This window comes from Bradyrhizobium guangxiense (assembly GCF_004114915.1).
Lineage (GTDB): Bacteria > Pseudomonadota > Alphaproteobacteria > Rhizobiales > Xanthobacteraceae > Bradyrhizobium > Bradyrhizobium guangxiense.
Genome location: NZ_CP022219.1, coordinates 4,132,366 through 4,150,890 on the forward strand (window position 1 = coordinate 4,132,366; position 18,525 = coordinate 4,150,890).

Annotated in this window: 19 protein-coding genes and 1 pseudogene; 8 read left to right on the forward strand and 12 right to left on the reverse strand. The window is 65.2% G+C overall.

What is annotated here, in order from left to right; genetic code table 11:
- The first annotated feature begins 185 nt into the window (after nucleotides 1-185).
- The 3 genes from X268_RS19805 to X268_RS19815 all read left to right on the forward strand — a co-directional run bounded on the left by X268_RS19805 (nucleotide 186) and on the right by X268_RS19815 (nucleotide 2,217).
- Nucleotides 186-965, forward strand: a complete 780-nt coding sequence (locus X268_RS19805; protein WP_128926469.1) for an NAD kinase — start codon at nucleotides 186-188, stop codon at nucleotides 963-965.
- Between the two features lie 99 nt (nucleotides 966-1,064).
- On the forward strand, nucleotides 1,065-1,610 hold the full coding sequence (locus X268_RS19810) for a response regulator (protein ID WP_011088265.1): 546 nt from the start codon (nucleotides 1,065-1,067) through the stop codon (nucleotides 1,608-1,610).
- A gap of 28 nt (nucleotides 1,611-1,638) precedes the next feature.
- Complete coding sequence (locus X268_RS19815; RefSeq protein ID WP_128926470.1) at nucleotides 1,639-2,217, forward strand: Hpt domain-containing protein; 579 nt, start codon at nucleotides 1,639-1,641, stop codon at nucleotides 2,215-2,217.
- Between the two features lie 133 nt (nucleotides 2,218-2,350).
- Here the strand turns inward: X268_RS19815 and X268_RS19820 are convergent, their stop codons facing one another.
- The 4 genes and pseudogenes from X268_RS19820 to folE all read right to left on the reverse strand — a co-directional run bounded on the left by X268_RS19820 (nucleotide 2,351) and on the right by folE (nucleotide 6,092).
- On the reverse strand, nucleotides 2,351-3,526 hold the full coding sequence (locus X268_RS19820; RefSeq protein ID WP_128926471.1) for a DUF2336 domain-containing protein: 1,176 nt from the start codon (nucleotides 3,524-3,526) through the stop codon (nucleotides 2,351-2,353).
- A gap of 204 nt (nucleotides 3,527-3,730) precedes the next feature.
- Nucleotides 3,731-4,791 (reverse strand): annotated as a pseudogene (locus X268_RS19825) (lytic transglycosylase domain-containing protein).
- Between the two features lie 117 nt (nucleotides 4,792-4,908).
- Entirely contained in the window at nucleotides 4,909-5,331 is a 423-nt protein-coding gene (gene hisI, locus X268_RS19830; RefSeq protein ID WP_128926473.1) for a phosphoribosyl-AMP cyclohydrolase, read from the reverse strand.
- 83 nt (nucleotides 5,332-5,414) lie between these two features.
- On the reverse strand, nucleotides 5,415-6,092 hold the full coding sequence (folE, locus tag X268_RS19835; RefSeq protein WP_128926474.1) for a GTP cyclohydrolase I FolE: 678 nt from the start codon (nucleotides 6,090-6,092) through the stop codon (nucleotides 5,415-5,417).
- 243 nt (nucleotides 6,093-6,335) lie between these two features.
- Between folE and X268_RS19840 the strand changes: the two genes are divergently transcribed.
- Nucleotides 6,336-6,791, forward strand: coding sequence for an iron-sulfur cluster assembly scaffold protein (locus X268_RS19840; RefSeq protein ID WP_128926475.1), 456 nt, complete (start codon nucleotides 6,336-6,338; stop codon nucleotides 6,789-6,791).
- A 157-nt stretch (nucleotides 6,792-6,948) separates the two neighbouring features.
- Here the strand turns inward: X268_RS19840 and X268_RS19845 are convergent, their stop codons facing one another.
- A complete protein-coding gene (locus tag X268_RS19845; protein ID WP_164937823.1) occupies nucleotides 6,949-7,842 on the reverse strand; it encodes a COG3904 family protein in 894 nt (297 codons plus the stop codon).
- Between the two features lie 240 nt (nucleotides 7,843-8,082).
- Between X268_RS19845 and yidD the strand changes: the two genes are divergently transcribed.
- Nucleotides 8,083-8,421, forward strand: coding sequence for a membrane protein insertion efficiency factor YidD (gene yidD, locus X268_RS19850; RefSeq protein WP_128926476.1), 339 nt, complete (start codon nucleotides 8,083-8,085; stop codon nucleotides 8,419-8,421).
- Nucleotides 8,422-8,512: 91 nt separating this feature from the next.
- Nucleotides 8,513-8,719, forward strand: coding sequence for a hypothetical protein (locus X268_RS40720; RefSeq protein ID WP_128926477.1), 207 nt, complete (start codon nucleotides 8,513-8,515; stop codon nucleotides 8,717-8,719).
- Nucleotide 8,720: 1 nt separating this feature from the next.
- On the opposite strand, the gene X268_RS19860 is transcribed toward X268_RS40720, so the two are convergent.
- Genes X268_RS19860 through X268_RS19870 form a run of 3 tightly spaced genes read right to left on the reverse strand, consistent with a single transcriptional unit; the run spans nucleotide 8,721 to nucleotide 11,564 of the window.
- A complete protein-coding gene (locus X268_RS19860; protein WP_128926478.1) occupies nucleotides 8,721-9,677 on the reverse strand; it encodes a PDR/VanB family oxidoreductase in 957 nt (318 codons plus the stop codon).
- Nucleotides 9,674-10,195, reverse strand: coding sequence for an MOSC domain-containing protein (locus tag X268_RS19865; protein ID WP_128926479.1), 522 nt, complete (start codon nucleotides 10,193-10,195; stop codon nucleotides 9,674-9,676). The genes X268_RS19860 and X268_RS19865 overlap by 4 nt, the downstream gene beginning before the upstream one ends.
- A 55-nt stretch (nucleotides 10,196-10,250) precedes the next feature.
- The gene (locus tag X268_RS19870; RefSeq protein WP_128926480.1) at nucleotides 10,251-11,564 is read right to left on the reverse strand and encodes an MFS transporter; all 1,314 of its coding nucleotides are present in this window, start codon (nucleotides 11,562-11,564) and stop codon (nucleotides 10,251-10,253) included.
- Nucleotides 11,565-11,920: 356 nt separating this feature from the next.
- Between X268_RS19870 and X268_RS19875 the strand changes: the two genes are divergently transcribed.
- Complete coding sequence (locus X268_RS19875) at nucleotides 11,921-12,478, forward strand: helix-turn-helix domain-containing protein (RefSeq protein WP_128926481.1); 558 nt, start codon at nucleotides 11,921-11,923, stop codon at nucleotides 12,476-12,478.
- 20 nt (nucleotides 12,479-12,498) lie between these two features.
- Here the strand turns inward: X268_RS19875 and X268_RS19880 are convergent, their stop codons facing one another.
- Both X268_RS19880 and X268_RS19885 read right to left on the reverse strand, forming a co-directional pair.
- Nucleotides 12,499-13,716: a hypothetical protein gene (locus X268_RS19880; RefSeq protein ID WP_128926482.1), complete on the reverse strand. Its 1,218-nt coding sequence runs from the start codon at nucleotides 13,714-13,716 to the stop codon at nucleotides 12,499-12,501.
- Between the two features lie 2 nt (nucleotides 13,717-13,718).
- Complete coding sequence (locus X268_RS19885; RefSeq protein ID WP_128926483.1) at nucleotides 13,719-15,086, reverse strand: APC family permease; 1,368 nt, start codon at nucleotides 15,084-15,086, stop codon at nucleotides 13,719-13,721.
- A 333-nt stretch (nucleotides 15,087-15,419) separates the two neighbouring features.
- Here X268_RS19885 and X268_RS19890 point away from each other — a divergent pair, with 333 nt between their 5' ends.
- Nucleotides 15,420-16,754, forward strand: coding sequence for an alpha/beta hydrolase (locus X268_RS19890; RefSeq protein WP_128926484.1), 1,335 nt, complete (start codon nucleotides 15,420-15,422; stop codon nucleotides 16,752-16,754).
- Nucleotides 16,755-16,844: 90 nt separating this feature from the next.
- On the opposite strand, the gene X268_RS19895 is transcribed toward X268_RS19890, so the two are convergent.
- Both X268_RS19895 and X268_RS19900 read right to left on the reverse strand, forming a co-directional pair.
- Nucleotides 16,845-17,222 (reverse strand): hypothetical protein, encoded by a 378-nt coding sequence (locus tag X268_RS19895; RefSeq protein ID WP_128926485.1) that lies wholly within the window; start codon nucleotides 17,220-17,222, stop codon nucleotides 16,845-16,847.
- A 92-nt stretch (nucleotides 17,223-17,314) separates the two neighbouring features.
- Nucleotides 17,315-18,487, reverse strand: coding sequence for an MFS transporter (locus tag X268_RS19900; protein ID WP_128926486.1), 1,173 nt, complete (start codon nucleotides 18,485-18,487; stop codon nucleotides 17,315-17,317).
- Between the last annotated feature and the right edge of the window lie 38 nt (nucleotides 18,488-18,525).

Genomic DNA, 18,525 nt, shown 5'->3' on the forward strand with positions numbered 1-18,525 from the left:
CGGTTTGGGGGATCACGATGGCGCGCGAAGGAGCCCGAGCTGGCCCAAACCGACCCGTTTTGTTCTCTGGATCGACAATGGCCCGTTTCCCTTGAGAGGCGGTCATCCTCGACAATGGACCCCCAGGTCGGATAGACGAGCCCGGCGGAAAACTCACTCGAGCCAGCGGGCCTGCCCGAAAAGCCATGACCAAGCCCTCGCGATACGACCGGATCGCCTTCGTCGCCAGCCCGAGCAGCGAGGCGCAGGCCGCCTTCGGCCAGCTCACCAGGGACTACGGCAATTGCGACCCGAAGGACGCCGACATCGTGGTTGCGCTCGGCGGCGACGGCTTGATGTTGCAGACGCTGCACCAGAACATGCACACGGGTAAGCCGATCTACGGCATGCATCGCGGCACCGTCGGCTTCCTGATGAACGAATACTCGACGCACGATCTGCGCGCGCGTCTCGAGGCGGCGCATGAATCCGAGATCAATCCGCTTCTGATGCGCGCCACCGACGTGAACGACCGCGTCCATCTGCATCACGCCATCAACGAGGTCGCCCTGTTCCGGCAGACCTACCAGGCGGCGCGCCTGCGGATCATGATCGACGAGCGCGAGCGCATGGCCGAGCTGATTGCCGACGGCATCATGGTGGCAACGCCGGCCGGCTCGACCGCCTACACCCTCTCGGCCCGGGGGCCGATCCTGCCGATCAACGCCGCGCTGCTGGCGCTGACCCCGATCAGCGCCTTCCGCCCGCGCCGCTGGCGCGGCGCGCTGCTGCCGAACACAGCCTATGTCGTGATCGAGGTGCTGGAGGGCGACAAGCGCCCCGTGGCGGCGGTGGCCGACCACGACGAGGTGCGCGACGTCCGCCGGGTCGAGGTCTTGTCCGACAAGACCATCTCGATGCGCATGCTGTTCGATCCCGGCCACAGCCTGGAAGAGCGCATCCTGCGCGAGCAGTTCGGCTACTAAAGCCACCGCCCCGCCCGCCGCCGGCGCCTCGCTCGCAACCCTTCATTAACTCCCGCCACGATATGGTTAACGAAGGTTGACCGCTATGGCCCGGGCGTCATGTTCCGTATCGACTTCAACAAGCTGCGCTTTCTCGTCTGCGACGACAATCCGCACATGCGCCGCATCCTGCGGACGCTGCTGCATTCCTTTGGGGCGCGCGAGGTCTATGAGGCCGAGGACGGCGCAACGGCGCTCGAGATGTACAGCCATTACGTGCCCGACATCGTCATCACCGATTGGGCCATGCCGATCTTCGACGGGCTCGAGCTTGCGCAGATGATCCGGCAGCCGGAATCCAAGGGCAACCCCTACGCGCCGATCATCATGCTGACCGGGCATTCCGAGAAGCGCCGCGTCACGGTCGCGCGCGATGCCGGCGTCACCGAATTTTTGGCCAAGCCGATCTCGGCCAAGGGGCTCTATCAGCGCATCCTCAACGTGGTCGCCAATCCCCGTCCCTTCATCAAGACCAAGACCTATTTCGGGCCGGATCGGCGTCGCAACACCAATTCCGCCTATATGGGCCCCGAGCGCCGCGTCGGCGAAAAGCACGAGGTGTTGCAGCAGCCCTCGCTGCTCGACAAGGCCCGCTCCACCATCTAGCGCAACGTCTTCAGACGAGGCAGGCATCATGGCGAAGAAAAGCGCAAGGGACATCGAGGTCAAGGCCTTCGCCACGCATCAAATCATCACGCAGCCCAATCCGCTGCGCAAGGTGCTGCGCCGGGTCGAGGAGAAGGACCTGGACGATCCGGTAGGTCGCGCCGAGCAGGCGCTCGCGAGCCTTTCCGGCGAGTTCAAGCACTGGATGGCGATCGAGGTCGACAGGCTCTCCGCGGCCTGGACCGCCGTGCAGAAGGACGGCTTCACCAAGCAGCGGCGCGACGAGCTGTTCCACGCCGCCCACGACATCAAGGGCGACGCGGCGACGTTCGGCTTTCCGTCTGCGGCCGGAATCGCCGAGAGCCTGTGCCGGGTGATCGAGCACGCGCCGGATCTTGCGAAGGTGCCGGCCGAGCTGTTCACGCATCACATCAACGCCATCCTCGCCATCGTCCACGAGAACACCAAGCTCGACAGCATCAGCGTCTCCGCGGAGCTCAGCCGCCGCCTGCGCAAGATCGCGGACGACTATCTCACCGACGTCAACCGCGACCGCCCCGAGCATCTCGAGGTGATCCTGGCGCCGAGCATCGCGCCGTCGGAGTAAGGCGCCTCTCTTCTCGTCATTGCGAGCGCAGATATCACAGGGTGGGCAGCGAAGCGTGCCCACCATCTGTCGCTATCATTGATGGATTGCGCACACGGCGCTCTTGCGCCTTTGCCCGCCCTACGGCATCTCGTTATGCCGCGATCAGGTCGTCATACACCGGTTCGATCGCATCGTCCGCGACCAGCTCGTCGCAGAACAGCCGCGCCTCCTCGCGCGCGGACTCGGTGGCGAAGCGGCGCAGCAGGACCATCAGCGGCTCGGTGACGCCACGGTCGGTCTCGCAATGGGTGAGCACGCGCTCGACCATGCGCCGGCGCAGCCGGACCGCACCGTCGTCGCTGCCGACGAAGCCCTGCTCGTGGCAAGCCTCGAGCGCGACCTGGAAGGCCGCAAACGTCGCCTCGGGCAGCCCGGCGCGGCGGAGCAGCGCGTGCAGGCTGTTGCCGCCGCGGTCATGCAGCAGCGCAGTGACGCGCGCCAGCGGCAGATCGGCAAGCTCGGCCAGCGCGGCGTCGAACAGGTCGAGATTGCCCGACAGCAGCGCGCGCAGGATCAGGCCGGCGGTCAGCTGGCCCGTGACGCGCAAATGATGTACCAGGCCCTGCATGTCCTCGCCGCGCGAGCGCGCCGCGATGTTGATGGTGGAGCGATCGCGAGCCTCGATCGCGATGCGATCGGCACGATCGGCGCTGAGCCAGTTCCGCGCCACGACGAATTGCGCCAGCGTCTCGGAGAGTTTTGCCACCAGCGCGGCACGGGTCGCTGACGGCAGATCATCCAGCACCAGCATCGCCTCGCGGATCGCGGCGAGATGGCCGTGACGCTCGACGATGCGATTCCAGGAGAACGGCGCCAGCTCGGCATGGGGATTTTCGATCAGCTCCAGCGCGGCGGCCGCACAGCCGACTTCGGCGATGGCGGCGCCGACCGACACCGGCAGCGCGATGCGGCGAGCGACCGCGCATTGCACGTCGTCGTTGCCGGTTGCAACGATGTCGACGAGATCGGCGTCGATCAAGAGCGGGGAATGTTCGAGCACGGGCAGCGCGACGGTCGGCTGGTCCGCCGACAGCGCCCGCACGATCGACGCCGGCGCATCCGTGCTGCGCGCGAACGCCTCGGCCATCCCCTGCCGCACCAGCGGCGAGGGATCGTCGAGCAACATCAGAAGCGCGCCCTCGGCGGCGATGCGGTCGTCAGTCGAAAGATCCGAGATCAGCCAGGCCCGGGCCAACGCCCGTGTCGCCTCGGCCCGCTCGCCGGCGGGGGCGGTCCTGATCCAATTAATGAACTGCCGAACGATCATGCTGCTTCCGGCTTACACAACAAACGAAAATGGCGACGGCTCGTCACCCGCAACACAAAATAAACCACGACGCTTAACAAAGCGTTCACCATAACTGGCTGGTTTTATTGATGATTTGTTAAGGGAACAAAGCCCCTTGAAGCCGTACCCGGACGCCGCGCAGCACCTCTTCGGCGATGCGCTGCTGAGCCCGGACACGAGTCTCTAGCTCGAGAACGAGCCGCTGCGATCGCTGAAGAGATCGAGTGGCTGCGGCGGCCGCACGTCCGGCGTCACCGAGGCGACCGAGGTGAGCGAGGCGTTGTTGCCCCACAATTTCTGCACCGTGGTCGAGACCGGCTGCGTGGTGTCGCCGGGTTGATAGATCGAACGGAATGCCGGCGCGACCGGCGTATTGTCTGCGACCGTGGTCGATGATGTCGCGCCGACCGGCGTCACGGCATTGGTATTGGGAAAAGTCTGAAGATAAGCCGCGTTGTCGACCAGCGGCGCCGTCGGCTGCACGGCATTGGCGCTTGCGACTTGCGTCGTGGACGGCGTGCCGCCATACATCGCCATCGCGCTGCGGGTCAGTTTCGAATTGGCCGCGCTGGCATAGCGCGCGTCCAGCACCGAATAGACTTCGGAGACGCTGCGGGCGCGGCCGTCCTTGGCGTAGAAGATCGGGCGATTGGCGGCCGCCGCGTTGGGGAACAGCCGCGCCCCGACCGCTTGCGGATTGTCCTCGGCATTGGCGATCAGTTTCGCGGCGCCACCGACGCCCATGAAATGCGCCATGTAGAGCTCGCTGTCGCTCGGTCTGCGCCCGAGCAGGCCGGTGAGCTTGAAGCTGTTCGACTGGGTCAGCGCTGCCGCCATGTTGGAGGCGGCCTGCGGATCGTCGCGCAGCTTCATGATCGACCGCTTCATCTCGGGATCATCGACGGTGTAGCTCCCCGACGACGTCCTGGTGATGGCCTCGGAATAGTTGCCATAGCCGAGCTGCGTGCCCGCCTCCTTCACCGTGCCGAGCCAGGTCTGGTCGATGAACTGGTAGAGCCCGTGCGCGGAGGACGTGGTGGCGCCGGCCGCCGGATCGAAATCCGATTCCATCTTGGCGGTGGTCAGCATGTACTGGAAGCTGACGCCGCTGACGTTCGAGGCCTGCTTGATCGCACCGGCCACACGCGCGCGCGTCGGATCGAGACCGGCCGTCTGCGTGGCGCTGGAATTGTCGACCGACATGATGAGTGCCCGCCCCGCGCGGCCTTGATCGGCGCCGGCAATTCGGCGCCCGTCGTCTCACCGTGGGACAGGTATGGTTAATGCGGGGTTAATTGAGGGAGCAGCCCTTCTCCGGGAGATTCCGGGCTCGGGCTGGGCCCGTCCCGAAATGACGGAGGCTACTTCTTGTAGACGACGCTGGGATCAAACAGCCGCTCGGCATCGGCGAAGACCAGCGTGGCGCCGCCGCCCTCACCTTCGACCTTGCGATAGAAGCACGACCGCCGCCCGGTGTGGCAAGCGGCGCCAATCTGCTCGACACGGATCCAGACCGCGTCCTGGTCGCAATCGGTGCGCATCTCGATCACGCGCTGGGTTTGACCCGAGGTCTCACCTTTTCGCCACAAGGCATTGCGCGAGCGGCTGAAGTACCAGGCCTCGCCGGTCGCGATCGTCTTGCGCAGCGCCTCGTCGTTCATGTGCGCGACCATGAGCACGTCGCCGGTGGCGACGTCGGTCGCGACGCAGGTCACGAGGCCGCTCGCGTCGAACCGCGGTTGGAAGGAGAGGCCTTCCTCGATCTCATGGGAGTGAGCGGACACGATGACCTCGCCAAAGCATGACCCGGAAAAGTGCGCAGCGGTTTTCCGACGAGGTCATGCTCAAACAATGAACCGTCGCGAGGTCAGCGCGTGCCTCGCACCAGGGACAGGAAACGGGCCTGCTCCGCCGGATTGTCGCGGAACATGCCGGTGAAGCGGCTGGGGAAGGTGGAGGCGCCATGCTTGGCGACGCCGCGCACCGACATGCAGGTATGCTCGGCCTCGATCAGCACGGCAACGCCGCGGGGCTTCAGGACCTCGTCGATGGCCGCCGCGATCTGCGCCGTCAGATGCTCCTGGGTCTGGAGCCGGCGGGCGGAGATATCGGTGAGGCGGGCAAGCTTGGAGAGGCCGACGACGCGTTCCACCGGCGTATAGGCGATGTGCGCCTTGCCGTAGAACGGCATCATGTGATGCTCGCACTGCGAGGTGAACTCGATGTCGCGCACCAGCACGAAATCGTCGTAGCCGGCGGTCTCGCCGAAAGTGCGGTCGAGCACTTCGGCCGGGCACTGGTGGTAGCCCTGATAGAGCTCGTCGAACGCCTCGACGACGCGGCGCGGCGTGTCGAGCAAGCCCTCGCGCTCGGTGTTCTCGCCGATATAGGCGAGCAGCGTCTTCACCGCCGCCTCGGCCTCGGCGCGTGCCGGGCGCGGCTGGTCGGCGCGGACGGCGGCCGCCAGGAACTCGGCGGGATCGAGCTCTGCCGGGCGGCTCTCGAGCTGCTTATTGGGGCGGATCGGCTTGATTGTCGCGTCCATATCGACTCCGTTCGACGGCCTTAACGGCCGGAGTGTCACCGGCAGACGGGGCGGCCAAGCCGCCGGACGCCTGAACAGAACAATTTTGGCGCAAAAGGTCCGCAGTCTGTGCTGCCGGCCGCGCAGTTGGCAATTGCCGCCGGTGTGCTGCTGGACTGTTTTTCCGCCAGTTCCGCCCCTATATAGGACCCTGGACGCTGCCCGCCAAGGCCGATCGGGCGCGGAAGTGCTGGACTCCATCACATGCTGAACGACATCTACAACAAGCGGATCATCGAACTGGCCGGGAATATTCCGCGCCTCGGACGGCTGCCGGACCCCGATGCCTCCGCCACCGCCCACTCCAAACTGTGCGGCTCGACCGTCAAGGTCGACCTCAAGATGACCGGCGACCCCGTCACCGACTTCGCCCACGACGTGAAGGCGTGCGCGCTCGGACAAGCCTCTTCATCCATCATGGCAAGTCGAGTTGTCGGCTCGACTGCGAGCGAACTCCGCGAGTTACGCGAAACTGTTCGCAAGATGCTGAAGGAGAACGGTGCCCCTCCTGAAGGCAAATGGGAGGAGATCAAGTTCCTCGAGCCGGTTCGCGACTACAAGGCGCGCCATGCCTCGACGCTGCTGACCTTCGATGCCGTGGTCGACGCTATCGGCCAGATCGAGGCCAAGGCCAAGCAGCCGGCCGCAGCCCAAGGCTGACTCTCCCCGTCATTCCGGGGCGATGGGCCGCATCGAACCCGGAATCCAGAGAGTGCCCGTCGAGATTCTCGGGTGCGTAATTGCGCACCCCAGGTGCGCACTTGCGCACCAAGGTTCGCGCTGACGCGCGCCCCGGAATGACAGCCAAGATCTAAGCTTACTTCTGCGTCGCCGCAGCTGGCGCGGCCACACCGCCCGTCGGCACCAGGGCTTCCGCCGTCTTGGTCGACTTGGCAGCCTGCTCCGGTTCCACACCGAACCTCGCCTGCGTCTTCGGGGCAAGCTCCGCCATCGCTGGCGCGGAGATCTCGACATGCGGCAGCACATCGGCAACGAGATCCGTCGTCACGAGATTGGTGAGCTTGAGCTCGCCGGCATCCAGCTCGTGCAGGTCTTCCCAGGGCGGAACGCTGAGCGCTAGCGACAGCAGATCGCCTGCACCGCCCATGTCGAACGTGTATTTGGCGAGCCGGCCGATGTCGCGCTCCACGATCATCAGATCCTGCGCGCTGTAGCTCGCCGCCTTGGCATCGTCGGCGCGGTCGCCCATCCAGATCTGGTGGACGCGGACATGGGCCGCGTCCGGCACGTAGCGCTTCTTGCCGGCCAGCAGCAGGAATACGCACATGGATTCGCAATAGGCCTCGGGCGAGACCGCAGGGCGGGCCGACTGCCCGCCGCGGAGGCTCACGCCGACCGTGGTCAGGAGTCCGAGATTGCGAAAGCGCCGGCCGAGCGTGATCGCGTCATTGACGGAACCGCCGCTGGAATCAAGCACCACGGTGGCACCGCCGAGCTGGCGGCCGCGCGAAAACTCTTCGAAATCCTTCGGCGTGTCGGCGGTGATGATGCCGACCGCGCTAACCCAGCCGCGGCAGTTCGGCTCGCAGGCGACCCAGCTGAACTTCATCGGCAGCTTGCGCTCTTCGAGAGCAGCACCGGCGCGGGCCGACGACCCGAGTGTCGCGACGGCAGCGGCCAGCGCAACTCCGCACACGGCGGTTCCCACCAGCAACCAGCCGCGAAGATTGAGCGACGTCAGAATTTTCAAACTGGTCCCTTCCCCAAGCCCCGAGCACTAAGCCAAAGCCGATTCAGGCAAGCCCCGTTTCGCGTCCGATGAGTCTACACATGGACGTCACAAAAATGGTATCGGGGGGAATACAGATCGTCCATAGGTACTTGCTGCACTGCTCCCAAAAAGCATGAAAAATATGGCGCGCAAACAACAGCTTACAGTTCCCTGCGCCGGAACCGTGCAACACTCGCCCAACGTTGCAGCATAGCGCACATGAAGCATTCAGCCTGCGGTCATTGTTCCAGTTCGGTCGAAGGAGCGTTTCGGCTCCCACGCAGATTCGGCCGTGCGCTGATCTGGCTCTACCGGCACACGCTCTCGCCGCTGGTCGGTTACAATTGCCGGCATCTGCCGACCTGCTCCATCTATGGCGACGAGGCCATCGAACGGTTCGGGCTCTGGGCCGGCGGCTGGATGACGCTGGCGCGGCTGCTTCGCTGCAATCCCTTCGGCACGTCAGGCATCGACAACGTGCCGCTCACCGCGCCGCAAGGCGCGCGCTGGTATCTGCCCTGGCGCTATGGCCGCTGGCGCGGCGTCAATGCACCCTGAGATTGCTGCGATGCTTCGAGCGCCGGGAGCCTGGACGGAACCTTAAACTTTCTTCCCGCGTTGTTTGATGCTCCCCCGGGAGGAAACAACAATGCGCTGGAAAATCAGCCCACATCTTCATTTCAGGTTTGGTACCCCCGTCTCGAGGCGGCACCACGATCCCAGAACCATGGACCTACTCGCGATCGTCGCCCTGCTGGCGCTCGTGCTCGGCTCCGGCTGGTATCTGGCAACGAGTCTTGCGACGCCGCCGAGTTCGACGGCGTTCATCGTGCCGAGCCAGAGCGTGCACTGGTAGCTTAGAGGTCCAGCCCCAGCCGCTCGGCGTCCGAGCCGGCCACGCAAACCATGAGATAGCGCTCGCGCTCGTAGGGCGACAGGATGCGGTCGCGGTGCACCGGCTTGCCCTCGATCCATCCGACCTTGCAGGCGCCACAGATGCCGCCGCAGCAGGAGGTCGCGATGTTGATGCCTCGCTCCTGCAACGCGGCCAGCATGGTCTGGCCCGCCCGCACGTGAATCTCGGCGCCCGAGCGCGCCAGTGACAGTGTGAACGGCTTGGCGTCGGGATCGATGACCGGTGGTGGTGCGACGAACCGCTCGATATGGACACTCGCCGCGGGCCACGCCGCGGTCACCCGCTCGAAATCCTCGATCATGCTTTCCGGGCCGCAGCAGGCGACCATGGTCTCCGATCCACCCTCTCCGACAAGAGCTGCGAGATCGGGACGCCCGGCCCGGGACGTCCGATGCACGATGATGCGTCCCTTCTCGACCAGCGAGCCGAGATGCGCGGCGAGCGGCACCTCCTCGCGCACGATCAGATGTAGCGTGAAGTCGGCTTGCTGCGTGCGTTCGAGATGCCGCGCCACGGACAGGAACGGCGTCACGCCGATGCCGCCAGCCAGGAACACGTAGCGCGCGATGCGAGGTTGCGGCTCAAGTCCGCCCCGTGGCAACGACACGCCGATGACGTCGCCGATGCCAACTTCGTCGTGCAGCGCCCGCGAGCCGCCGCGTCCATCCGCTTCGCGCTTGACCGCGATGACATAGCGCGTGTTGTCCGCGGGCTCGTTGCACAGCGAATAGGTGCGGATCTGCCCATTCGGCAGATGCAGATCGATATGCGCGCCGGGCTTGAACGACGGCAACTCCCACCGGTCGGGATCGGCCAGCATGAACAGTTTTATGTCTGCCCCCGCCTCCTCGATGCCGGCAACGACCGTCTTGACCGTCGTGATCGGGCGCGCGCTCATGCCGCATTCCGCACGGTGTCGCCAACCCTGACGATGCCGCCTTGCACAATCTTGCAGTTGAGGCCGGACCGGTTGATCAAGGGGTCGAAGATCGCCTTGCCGGTAATCTCCTCGATATGCCGGCACGGCACCGACAGCCGCGTCGCTTCGAGCAGGGTCTCGCCCAACCAGAAGCGGCGGCCGACGAGATGATTGAGCGGCACGCCCTCCACCGTGACGTTGCGCCGATGCTCTTCCGGGCCGAGCTCGATCCCGGCGTCGCGCTTCAGCGCAACCAGCGTCTCGAGTTCGAACAGGGTGACCTGCCGGCCCTCCTCGGGCTTGTGCGAGTAGAACCCTTCTTCGTTGCCGATCATGTAGCGGTCGCCCTCGATCCCCTTGCCGGCGACGAGGATGAGCGTCTCAGCTGCGCGCATCGGCAGGAACGCGCGCGGGGCGAGATGGAGGAAGCGCACCACGCCGGTCCAGCCGGGCTGTGCTGCGCTCCGCGCCGGACCGGCGCTGATCGTATCAAGCATGACAAATCCTTATGAGGAGGTGATGGCGCGCCGCCGGTAGCGGCGCGCCGCGAGATCAGGCCAGTTCCTTGTTCGCCATCTCCGGCGCGAACCTTGTCGCGGTCGCGGTGATGGCGGCACAGGCGATCAGCAGCAGCGAGACCGGCCAGGTTGCGCCGCCGCTCCAGGCCATCAGAGAGGCTGCAATCAGCGGCGTCAATCCGCCGCTCAGCGCCGCGCCGACCTGGAACCCGAGCGAAGCGCCGCTGTAACGCAGGCGCGCGGTGAACAGCTCGGAGTACCAGGGCGCGCCGATGCCGAACATCACCATCTGACCGAAGGTGATAGCGACCACGATGGTGCAGATGACGATGGCGGGATCGCGGGTGTCGAGCAGCCAGAACAGCGGGAAGGCAAACAGCGCCGAGAATACGCAGCTCGCGTAGAACATGGTCTTGCGGCCGACGAGATCGGACAGCCAGCCGAACAGCGGGATGGCAAGCAGCGCGACCAGCGACGCGGCAAAGGCGCCGTTCAGCACCACCGCCCGCGGCAGTCCCAGATTGGCGGTGGCGTAGGACATTACGAACACACCGCCGATGCTGGCATAGGCGATCTCGGAAATCTTGAGACCGACCGCTGTGAAGAAGGGCCTGCGGTGATGCGTGAAGATCTCGACCAGCGGCAGCTTCGCAACGTCCTTCTTGGCCTGAACCTGACGGAAGGCGGCGGTCTCTTCCATGTTGAGGCGGATGTAGAGACCGACGCCGACCAGCAGGATCGAGATCAGGAAGGGGACGCGCCAGCCATAGGCCATGAAGTCGCTCTCCGGCAGGCTCGCCACGAGCGCGAACATGCCGATCGCGGCGAGATTGCCGATGGGATTGCCGACTTGCACCATGCTGCCGAGCAGGCCGCGGCGGTGCGTCGGGCAATTCTCCACAACCATCAGCACGGCCCCGCCCCATTCGCCGCCGAGGCCGATACCCTGGAGAAAGCGCAATCCGATCAGCAGCACCGGCGCGGCGATGCCGATCTGCTGATAGGTTGGAAGCAGGCCGATCAGGAAGGTGCCGATGCCCATCACCATGATCGTGATCGCGAGCATCGCCTTGCGGCCGACCCGGTCGCCGTAATGGCCAAAGATCGCAGCCCCGAGTGGCCGTGCCAGAAATCCGACGGCATAAGTGCCGAAGGCCGCGATGGTGGCGAGCGTGGGGTTGCCGGCGGCGAAGAAGACCTTGTTGAACACCAGCGCGGTCGCCGTGCCATAGATGAGGAAATCGTACCATTCGACCGCGGTGCCGATCACGCTCGACCACACGATCCGTCGCAAGCTCGCCGCCTCGTCCGGCGCTACGTTCAGGGTTACGTCGTCTGCTACGGTCATCGATCTCTCCAAAAGGTACCGGCGCCAGGGAAAAGCAGTTGGTTCGGTCCGTGCGCCCATCGGCAGCCACGGCGGTAAAAATCGATCATGTTTACTATCAGAAATCAACGCATCGGAACGCGGCAAATGCCAACGATCACGGCAAATTTGACAAAATGCACTTATTTTAAGCCAATTTTCGCGCCATACCAATTCACCTGCTCACAATATCCGCGCCCCTGCCTGAAATTTCTGCTCATAAGTTTTCTTTTGGAATACACTCGGCGGCGACCGGCGCCGTGCCTTGCCGGCCGCCGGGCTGGCAGTCCGGCGCCATCTGTTGCAAAACAGGCCTGAGCAGTTCGGGAGATTCATGCGTGCTTGACGTCAGCAAAGCCACGGCGGTCGGGGCCAACATCCGCCAGGCGCGGATCGCCAAGGGCCTGACGCTGGACCAGCTTGCGAAGCAGAGCGACCTCACGCGCGGCTATATCTCGCTGGTCGAGCGCAACCTCAAGATCCCCTCGCTCGCGGCACTGCTGCGAATGGCCGCCGCGCTCGAGGTCAATGTCGCGAACTTCTTCGACCCGAACGCCGAGCCGGCGCCGCGCTACACGCTGTTCCGCCGCCAGGACGGCAACGTGCCGCTGTTCCAGGACACGTTTGGCGTGGTCCCATTGGCGACCGGTCGCACGCGCAAGATGATGGAGCCATTTCTGCTCAGCCCGCCGCACAAGGCGGCGACGCGGGCCTCGCATGCGGGTGAAGAGCTGCTGTTCGTCGTCAACGGCAAGATCGCGATCAAGCTCGATGGCGAAGAGCTCGTCCTCTGCAAGGGGGACTGCCTGTATTTTTCAGGAGAGACGCCGCACGAGGTCAGGAGCCTCGGCCGGCAGAAAGCCGAAGTGCTGGTCGTCGTGGCCCAGACCTCGTAAGGCCCGTCCGCGCAGAAAGCCTAGCGAAACCAGAAAAAGCGTCCCTGTGACGGCGGGACCGACTCCGGCGGCCGAGGCTGCTTCGGGCGCGGCGGCCTTGGCGCCGGCTCGGCCGACGACGAGGTGGCCTCTCCGCCCGGCGGCGTTTCCGTGCCCGGCACCCTCACCGCCAACAGCAAATTCGACTCGTGCATCCGCCAGCGGTAGCCGACGCCGAAATCGATCGGCTGGGCGCGCGTGAACAAGTCGGCGTAGCGCTCCTGGTAGCGGCCGGGGAATTCGTCGATCGGTCCGAGATAGCGACCGAACGGGAAGAACCGCCATTGCCGCGCGCTGTAATTGGCAAGCGGAATGCCGGAATCGTCCTGGATGATGGTGGCACTGTTGGCGAGCAGCCAGTCGCGGACCACCGCGAAGTCGCTCTTGTGCAACAGATAGGAGGCGCTCTTGAGCAGGCTGTTGCCGGGCCCCAGCGTCTCGCAGAATTTCAGGAATCCGGTGTTGCGCGCACCGGCATTGGAAAGGTCGGTCGAGAAATAATACAGCGTGCGCGCCTCACCATCGGAGCCTGCAAAGGTGATGCGGACACCTTGGGTCGCGTTCGGTCCCGGATTGTCGCCAGCGGCATGCATCCCGCCCTTGGCGTCGAGCGCGACGAGCTCGACGTTGCGGATGGTCTTGCCCGAGCGGGCCAGGAAGACATAGAGGATCGGCAAGGTGCCGTTGACCTGGTTGGCGTGCAGGTCGATCTTCATCTGCTTGGTGATGAAGAAGGAAAAGCTCAGGATCGAGCCGAGCGAACGCTCGACGTTGTAGAGCGCGGCGCCGACCGAACCGCGCGGCAGCCGCGTCAGATCGGGCACGGCGCCGACCGGCTCCAGCGCGCCGAGCACGTAGGTGCTGGCCTTGGAATAGAAGGTATTGGCGTAGAGGAAATCGGGGCCGCTGAACATGTAGAACATGGTCGGCCGGGGCGCGGCGAGATTGACGTCGGCCCAATCGCGGATCTTCAAGAGCTGGCGCTGTTCGAGCTGGGCGAAGGCGCCGTCGAAAAATTTTGCATGGCGCTGCCAGCCCGGATCCCTCGTGAGGGGCACCAGCGGCGAGTCCGCCGAAGCCTGCATGCCCGCGAGGAAGCGCGCGGTGTCGTCGAAGGTAATATCGGCCGCGCGTGCGGACGCGACGGCCGCAGCAAGCAGGGCAAGAGCGACGGCCACAATTCTGAGGGGTCGAAACATATCTATCCGCGATCGTGTGACGTGCCAGCGGCGACCGGCCGCCTGCGGAAAACAGCATAAATCAACAGGCCCGAGAGCATGACGAGCATCCCCGACAGCGACTGCAGTGGCCGCTCGGTCAACAGGTGGTACATCATGAACGCGGTCACGAGCAGGAAAACGAGCGGCGTGAACGGGTATCCCCAGGCGCGATAGGGCCTCGGCAAATCGGGATCGGTGATGCGCAGCTTGATGACGCCGGCGACCGTGAAGAACGAGCAGAACAGCAGCGCGAACTGGATGAAGTCGAGCACCGCCTCGAAGCTGCGCGTGAACAGCAGCAGGGTCGCGACGGCGAGCTGAAACAGGATGGCATAGGCCGGCGCGCCGCTCACCGATCGCTTCGAAAACACGCGCAGGGCCGGAATGTCCTCCCCCATCGTCATCATCACCCGCGGGCCGATCCACATCATTGCGCTGATCGAGGAGATCAGGCCGACGCAGATCATCGCGCCCACGATCCGCCCGCCGAGACTGCCGAAGATCGCGCTGCCTGCAACGCTGGCAACATCGAGCTGGCCGGCCAACGCACCGACGGGCGTGGAGTAGAGGAACACCGCGTTCAGCGCGACATACAGCACGAGCACGATCAGCGTGCCCGCCAGCAGCGCGCGCGGCAGGCTCTGCTGCGGCGTGTTCATCTCGCCGATGATGTAGGTTGCGGCATTCCAGCCCGAAAACGAGTACATCACGAAGACGAGCCCGATCGCGAAGGGCGCGCTGACGATGTGGGCGAGGTCGCCCGGCTGCGGCGTGAAGGAAATCGGCTGCGGCACGCCGACGACGAAGCCGGCGACCAGGAAGGCGACGATCAGCGCGACCTTGATGATCGTCGAGATCAGCTGGAAGGTCGAGGAGTGCCTGACACCGGTCAGTTGCACGAGCGAGCCCAGCCACACCACGGCGATGGCGAGCGGGATCGGCGGCAGATCGGGCACGACCGATTTGGCGTATTCGCCGAACGCCATCGCAGCGAGCGCGACCGGCGCCGCGAAGCCCACCGTCGCCGACACCCAGCCGGCGAGAAAGCCGAAAGCCGGATGATAGGCACGGCCGAGGAAATTGTACTCGCCGCTCGAGCGCGGAAACATCGCACCGAGCTCGCTATAGGCGAACACCCCGCACAGCGCGACGATGCCGCCGACGGTCCACAGCAGCAGGATCGAGAAGCCGGACGGGATGTCCTTGACCTGGAAGCCGAGGCTGGTGAAGACGCCGACCCCGATCATGTCGGCCACGACGATGGCGGTTGCGACCAGAGCCGAGACCCCTGTCCCGCTTCCGGTCAGCCGGACAATCCAGGGTGCGGTGCCCGCATCTGATGCCGTCATCGGGGTCCTTAACCTCAGGCGTCTTGTCTCGCGGCCGCATCGTGCAGTTCGGCCCAGTCAATTCAAGCAGGGTTAACAAGGGTTAAATGAGGCAGCGGAAACGGGTACCTAAACACCGCTTATTCCCACCACCGGCCGAAAAAGCATCAGATGCCCCGGGAAGTCCCGTTTCCCTCCCCCACAATCAGGACACGATTGCATGGTCCTTTTGAGCGTTCCGGATGTGGGGAAGTTTCTCCGGACGCTTAACGTCGCCTAAACGCCCGTCGCTCAATTGTTTCAAGATCGCCGATGGACGTGTGACTTGGGTCGTGACTTTGGGGTCATGGGTGGATGGTCGGGGCCGCTCCGAGACTGAGAGCTGATAATCGTGCCGATCGGACGCTGTCCGGTCGGCACGGTCGCGCGCTCCGAATCGGCCTGATCTCAGCCTGGGTGCCGCTGTCGCTGACACTGGTTCAATGCAGCAAGGCGCCGACCCCGGCAGCGCTCGCGGCGAACTCGCAGGCCAATGTCCAAGGGGGCAGTCAGGTCGTTGCCAAGACCCATCAGCAGGTGGCAAGCGGCGACACGTTCGAGGATCGCTTTCCGGCCCCGCCGTTCAGGGAGCGCTTTCCCTCGCCGAGCGAAAGCTTCCTGCAACGGCAGATGTCGGACTTCTCGCCCAAGCGCGCTGTGCAGCAACAACCGCCGGAGCAGGCGCCCTACAGGGTGGCGTCGCTCGAGCCGCAGCTCCCCTACAAGCGCCCCGCCCGGGAGGATCTGACGACGCTCGTCAGCATGAAGTCGTCGGCCTTTCCCTATTTCGGCAACAACCCCGCCTCCGACGCCCCCTTCCTCAACATCTCCAAAGGCGACCGCCGCGGCCACCGCAGCTATTCCGGGCGCGTCTACTGGCAGGACGAGACCTACAGCGACAGCCGCGTGCTGGTGCACGTGCCTGAGCATTTCGACGTGCGCAAGCCGGGCGTGATCGTGGTGTTCTTCCACGGCAATGGCGCAACGCTCGAACGCGACGTGCGCGATCGCCAGCTGGTGCCCAAGCAGATCACCGATTCCGGCGCCAATGCCATCCTGCTTGCGCCGCAGATGGCAGTCGACGCCGCCGATTCCAGCGCCGGCAAATTCTGGCAACCGGGCGGCTTCAAGCGCTTCATGGCGGAATCGGCCGACCACCTTGCCCGCGTCACCGGCGATCCCAACAGCGCGCGCGCCTTTGCCAACATGCCGATCGTGATCGTCGGCTATAGCGGCGGCTTCCTGCCAACGGCCTGGAGCCTGGAGGTCGGCGGCATCAGCGACCGCGTCCGCGGCGTCGTGCTGCTCGACGCGGTCTACGGCGAAATGGACAAGTTCGCGTCCTGGATCGAAAGCCACCGCTCCGGCTTCTTCGTCAGCGCCTACACCCGCTACACCGCCCGGCGCGACCGTGAGCTGATGAGCACGCTCCGTCAGAAGGGCATCAGCGTCGCCGAGGATATGGATGGGCCGCTCCGTCCCGGCAGCGTGGTGTTCGTCGAGACCGGTGACGGCATCACCCATCGCGACTATGTCACCCGCGCCTGGACGCGGGATCCGCTCAAGGACGTGCTGGTGAAGATGTTGGCGACGCCGGCGCTGGCGCTGACGCGGGTGGCCTCCACCAATTCACCCGCCTCAAGCCGCTAGGGCGTTTCCGCGCGAGGCGGTGGCGGTTCTCGTGAAGACGACGCGTCCGTGCTCAGCCGGATCAGGGACTGAGCCCGAACCCACCCAACATCAGTTCTTGGGCAGCTTCGGAATGCTTTCGGCGAAGCCGTTGAAGCAGGTCAGCCGCTCGTCCTCTTCCTTGAAGAAGCGGCAATCGGCATAGCCCTTGGCCTTCGCCGGCTTCGGCTTCGGGGCCGGCGGGATGACGGCGTCGTAGCAGTTGAGGCGGTCCTTGGTGCCGTCGTCGATCTCGAGGCAGGCCTGGAGCCGCACGGCGATCGACTGCGGCTTGCCCTTCGGCGCCGCGGCCGGCTTCGCGGCTGCTTCCTTGGTGCCCTTAGGTTTGACCTGCACCAAGGGCTTGTCCCCGACCATCGGTGGCTTGTCGGCTTGCGCGAACGCGGAGGCTGAATAGAGCACCGCGGCAACCGCCAGAATCATCCTCATTTCAGTCAACCCTCTTTGGTCCCCATGACCGGCCTTCTAGCGCTCCCGCGCGCGGTTTGCCAAGCACCTTGAGCACACGAAAACGCGCCCCGTCAGGCCGTGACACCAGCCCGGCGGGGCTGGGTCAGGACCACCAGGATCAGCGCGGCCACGACGAAACCGACCGCGACGAAGCCGAGCGAATGCAGGAGCTCGCGGGCGAACAGCAGCCCGCCGACGGCCGAGCCGACCGCCTGGCCGATATAGAGGACTGACGTGTTGAGCGCGACGGTCGCCGATGCCAGCGACGGCGCGGCGGCGACCAGCCGCACCTGCTGCATCGAATTGGTCGAGGCAAAGCCGAGGCCCCAGATCGCGACCCCACACATCATGAAAGCAAGCGTGCCGGCGCCGAGCGCCCAGCCGGTGATCCCCACGAGCAGCAGGCAGGTGAACAGCAGCGAGGTCCGATAAGGCCCCCAGGTGTCGACGATGCGGGTGGCGATGACGACGCCGAGGAAGCCGCAGAGGCCGTAAAGCGCGAACACCATCCCGATCTCATCGGGGCCGGCGCCCGCGAGCTTGTTGAGCAGCGGCCCCATGAAGGTGAACACCACGAACTGCCCCGACATCTGCAGCATGGTGATCGCAAGCAACAGCAGGATCACCCTGCTTCGGCCGACGGCAGCCCATGTCTTCAGATCCACCGGTGCGCCTTTCAAGCCCGCTGGCAGGCGCAGCAACAACAGCAGGAAGCTGACGCAGCCAAGCACACCGATCTCGCCATAGGCCGCGCGCCAGCCATAGCGGCTGGCAATGAAGGTGATCAGCGGCAGCCCGACGGCGGCAGCCAGCGACCAGCCGAGGAAGATGTAGGCGATGGTGCTGCCGCGCCGCTCGGCCGGCACGATCAATGCAGCCGTGCCCGCGGCCTGCGGCGTGTAGAGCGCCCCGACCGCGAGCATGACGAGACGGATGACGAGGAGGCTGGTGTAATCCGGCGCGAAGGCCGAGGCGAGATTGCCGAGCGCAAGCACCGCCAGCGTCGTCGTGAGCAGCGTCCGCCGTTCGATGCGGCTGGTTAGCCAGGCCGTCAACAGCGAGCCGATGCACAACGTCACGGCGCCGAAGGTGATCAGGAGCCCGGCCGCATGAATGCTAACGTCGAGCCCCCTCGCCAATTCCGGCAGCATGCCCGCCGGGGCCAACACCGAGCAGCCGGTGACGAGATTGCCAAGCATCAGGGCGGTCGGTGCGAAACGGCCGGCGGCGGACGGATTTTTCATGCAACTGCATGTAGAGCAGTCCGCGGCGAGTTAAAGGG

Coding starts and splice junctions, on each gene's coding strand:
- X268_RS19805 (WP_128926469.1), top strand. CDS start 186: ATGACCAAGCCCTCGCGATACGACCGGATCGCCTTCGTCGCCAGCCCG.
- X268_RS19810 (WP_011088265.1), top strand. CDS start 1,065: ATGTTCCGTATCGACTTCAACAAGCTGCGCTTTCTCGTCTGCGACGAC.
- X268_RS19815 (WP_128926470.1), top strand. CDS start 1,639: ATGGCGAAGAAAAGCGCAAGGGACATCGAGGTCAAGGCCTTCGCCACG.
- X268_RS19820 (WP_128926471.1), bottom strand. CDS start 3,526: ATGATCGTTCGGCAGTTCATTAATTGGATCAGGACCGCCCCCGCCGGC.
- folE (WP_128926474.1), bottom strand. CDS start 6,092: ATGGACGCGACAATCAAGCCGATCCGCCCCAATAAGCAGCTCGAGAGC.
- X268_RS19840 (WP_128926475.1), top strand. CDS start 6,336: ATGCTGAACGACATCTACAACAAGCGGATCATCGAACTGGCCGGGAAT.
- yidD (WP_128926476.1), top strand. CDS start 8,083: ATGAAGCATTCAGCCTGCGGTCATTGTTCCAGTTCGGTCGAAGGAGCG.
- X268_RS40720 (WP_128926477.1), top strand. CDS start 8,513: ATGCGCTGGAAAATCAGCCCACATCTTCATTTCAGGTTTGGTACCCCC.
- X268_RS19860 (WP_128926478.1), bottom strand. CDS start 9,677: ATGAGCGCGCGCCCGATCACGACGGTCAAGACGGTCGTTGCCGGCATC.
- X268_RS19865 (WP_128926479.1), bottom strand. CDS start 10,195: ATGCTTGATACGATCAGCGCCGGTCCGGCGCGGAGCGCAGCACAGCCC.
- X268_RS19870 (WP_128926480.1), bottom strand. CDS start 11,564: ATGACCGTAGCAGACGACGTAACCCTGAACGTAGCGCCGGACGAGGCG.
- X268_RS19880 (WP_128926482.1), bottom strand. CDS start 13,716: ATGTTTCGACCCCTCAGAATTGTGGCCGTCGCTCTTGCCCTGCTTGCT.
- X268_RS19885 (WP_128926483.1), bottom strand. CDS start 15,086: ATGACGGCATCAGATGCGGGCACCGCACCCTGGATTGTCCGGCTGACC.
- X268_RS19890 (WP_128926484.1), top strand. CDS start 15,420: ATGGTCGGGGCCGCTCCGAGACTGAGAGCTGATAATCGTGCCGATCGG.
- X268_RS19895 (WP_128926485.1), bottom strand. CDS start 17,222: ATGAGGATGATTCTGGCGGTTGCCGCGGTGCTCTATTCAGCCTCCGCG.
- X268_RS19900 (WP_128926486.1), bottom strand. CDS start 18,487: ATGAAAAATCCGTCCGCCGCCGGCCGTTTCGCACCGACCGCCCTGATG.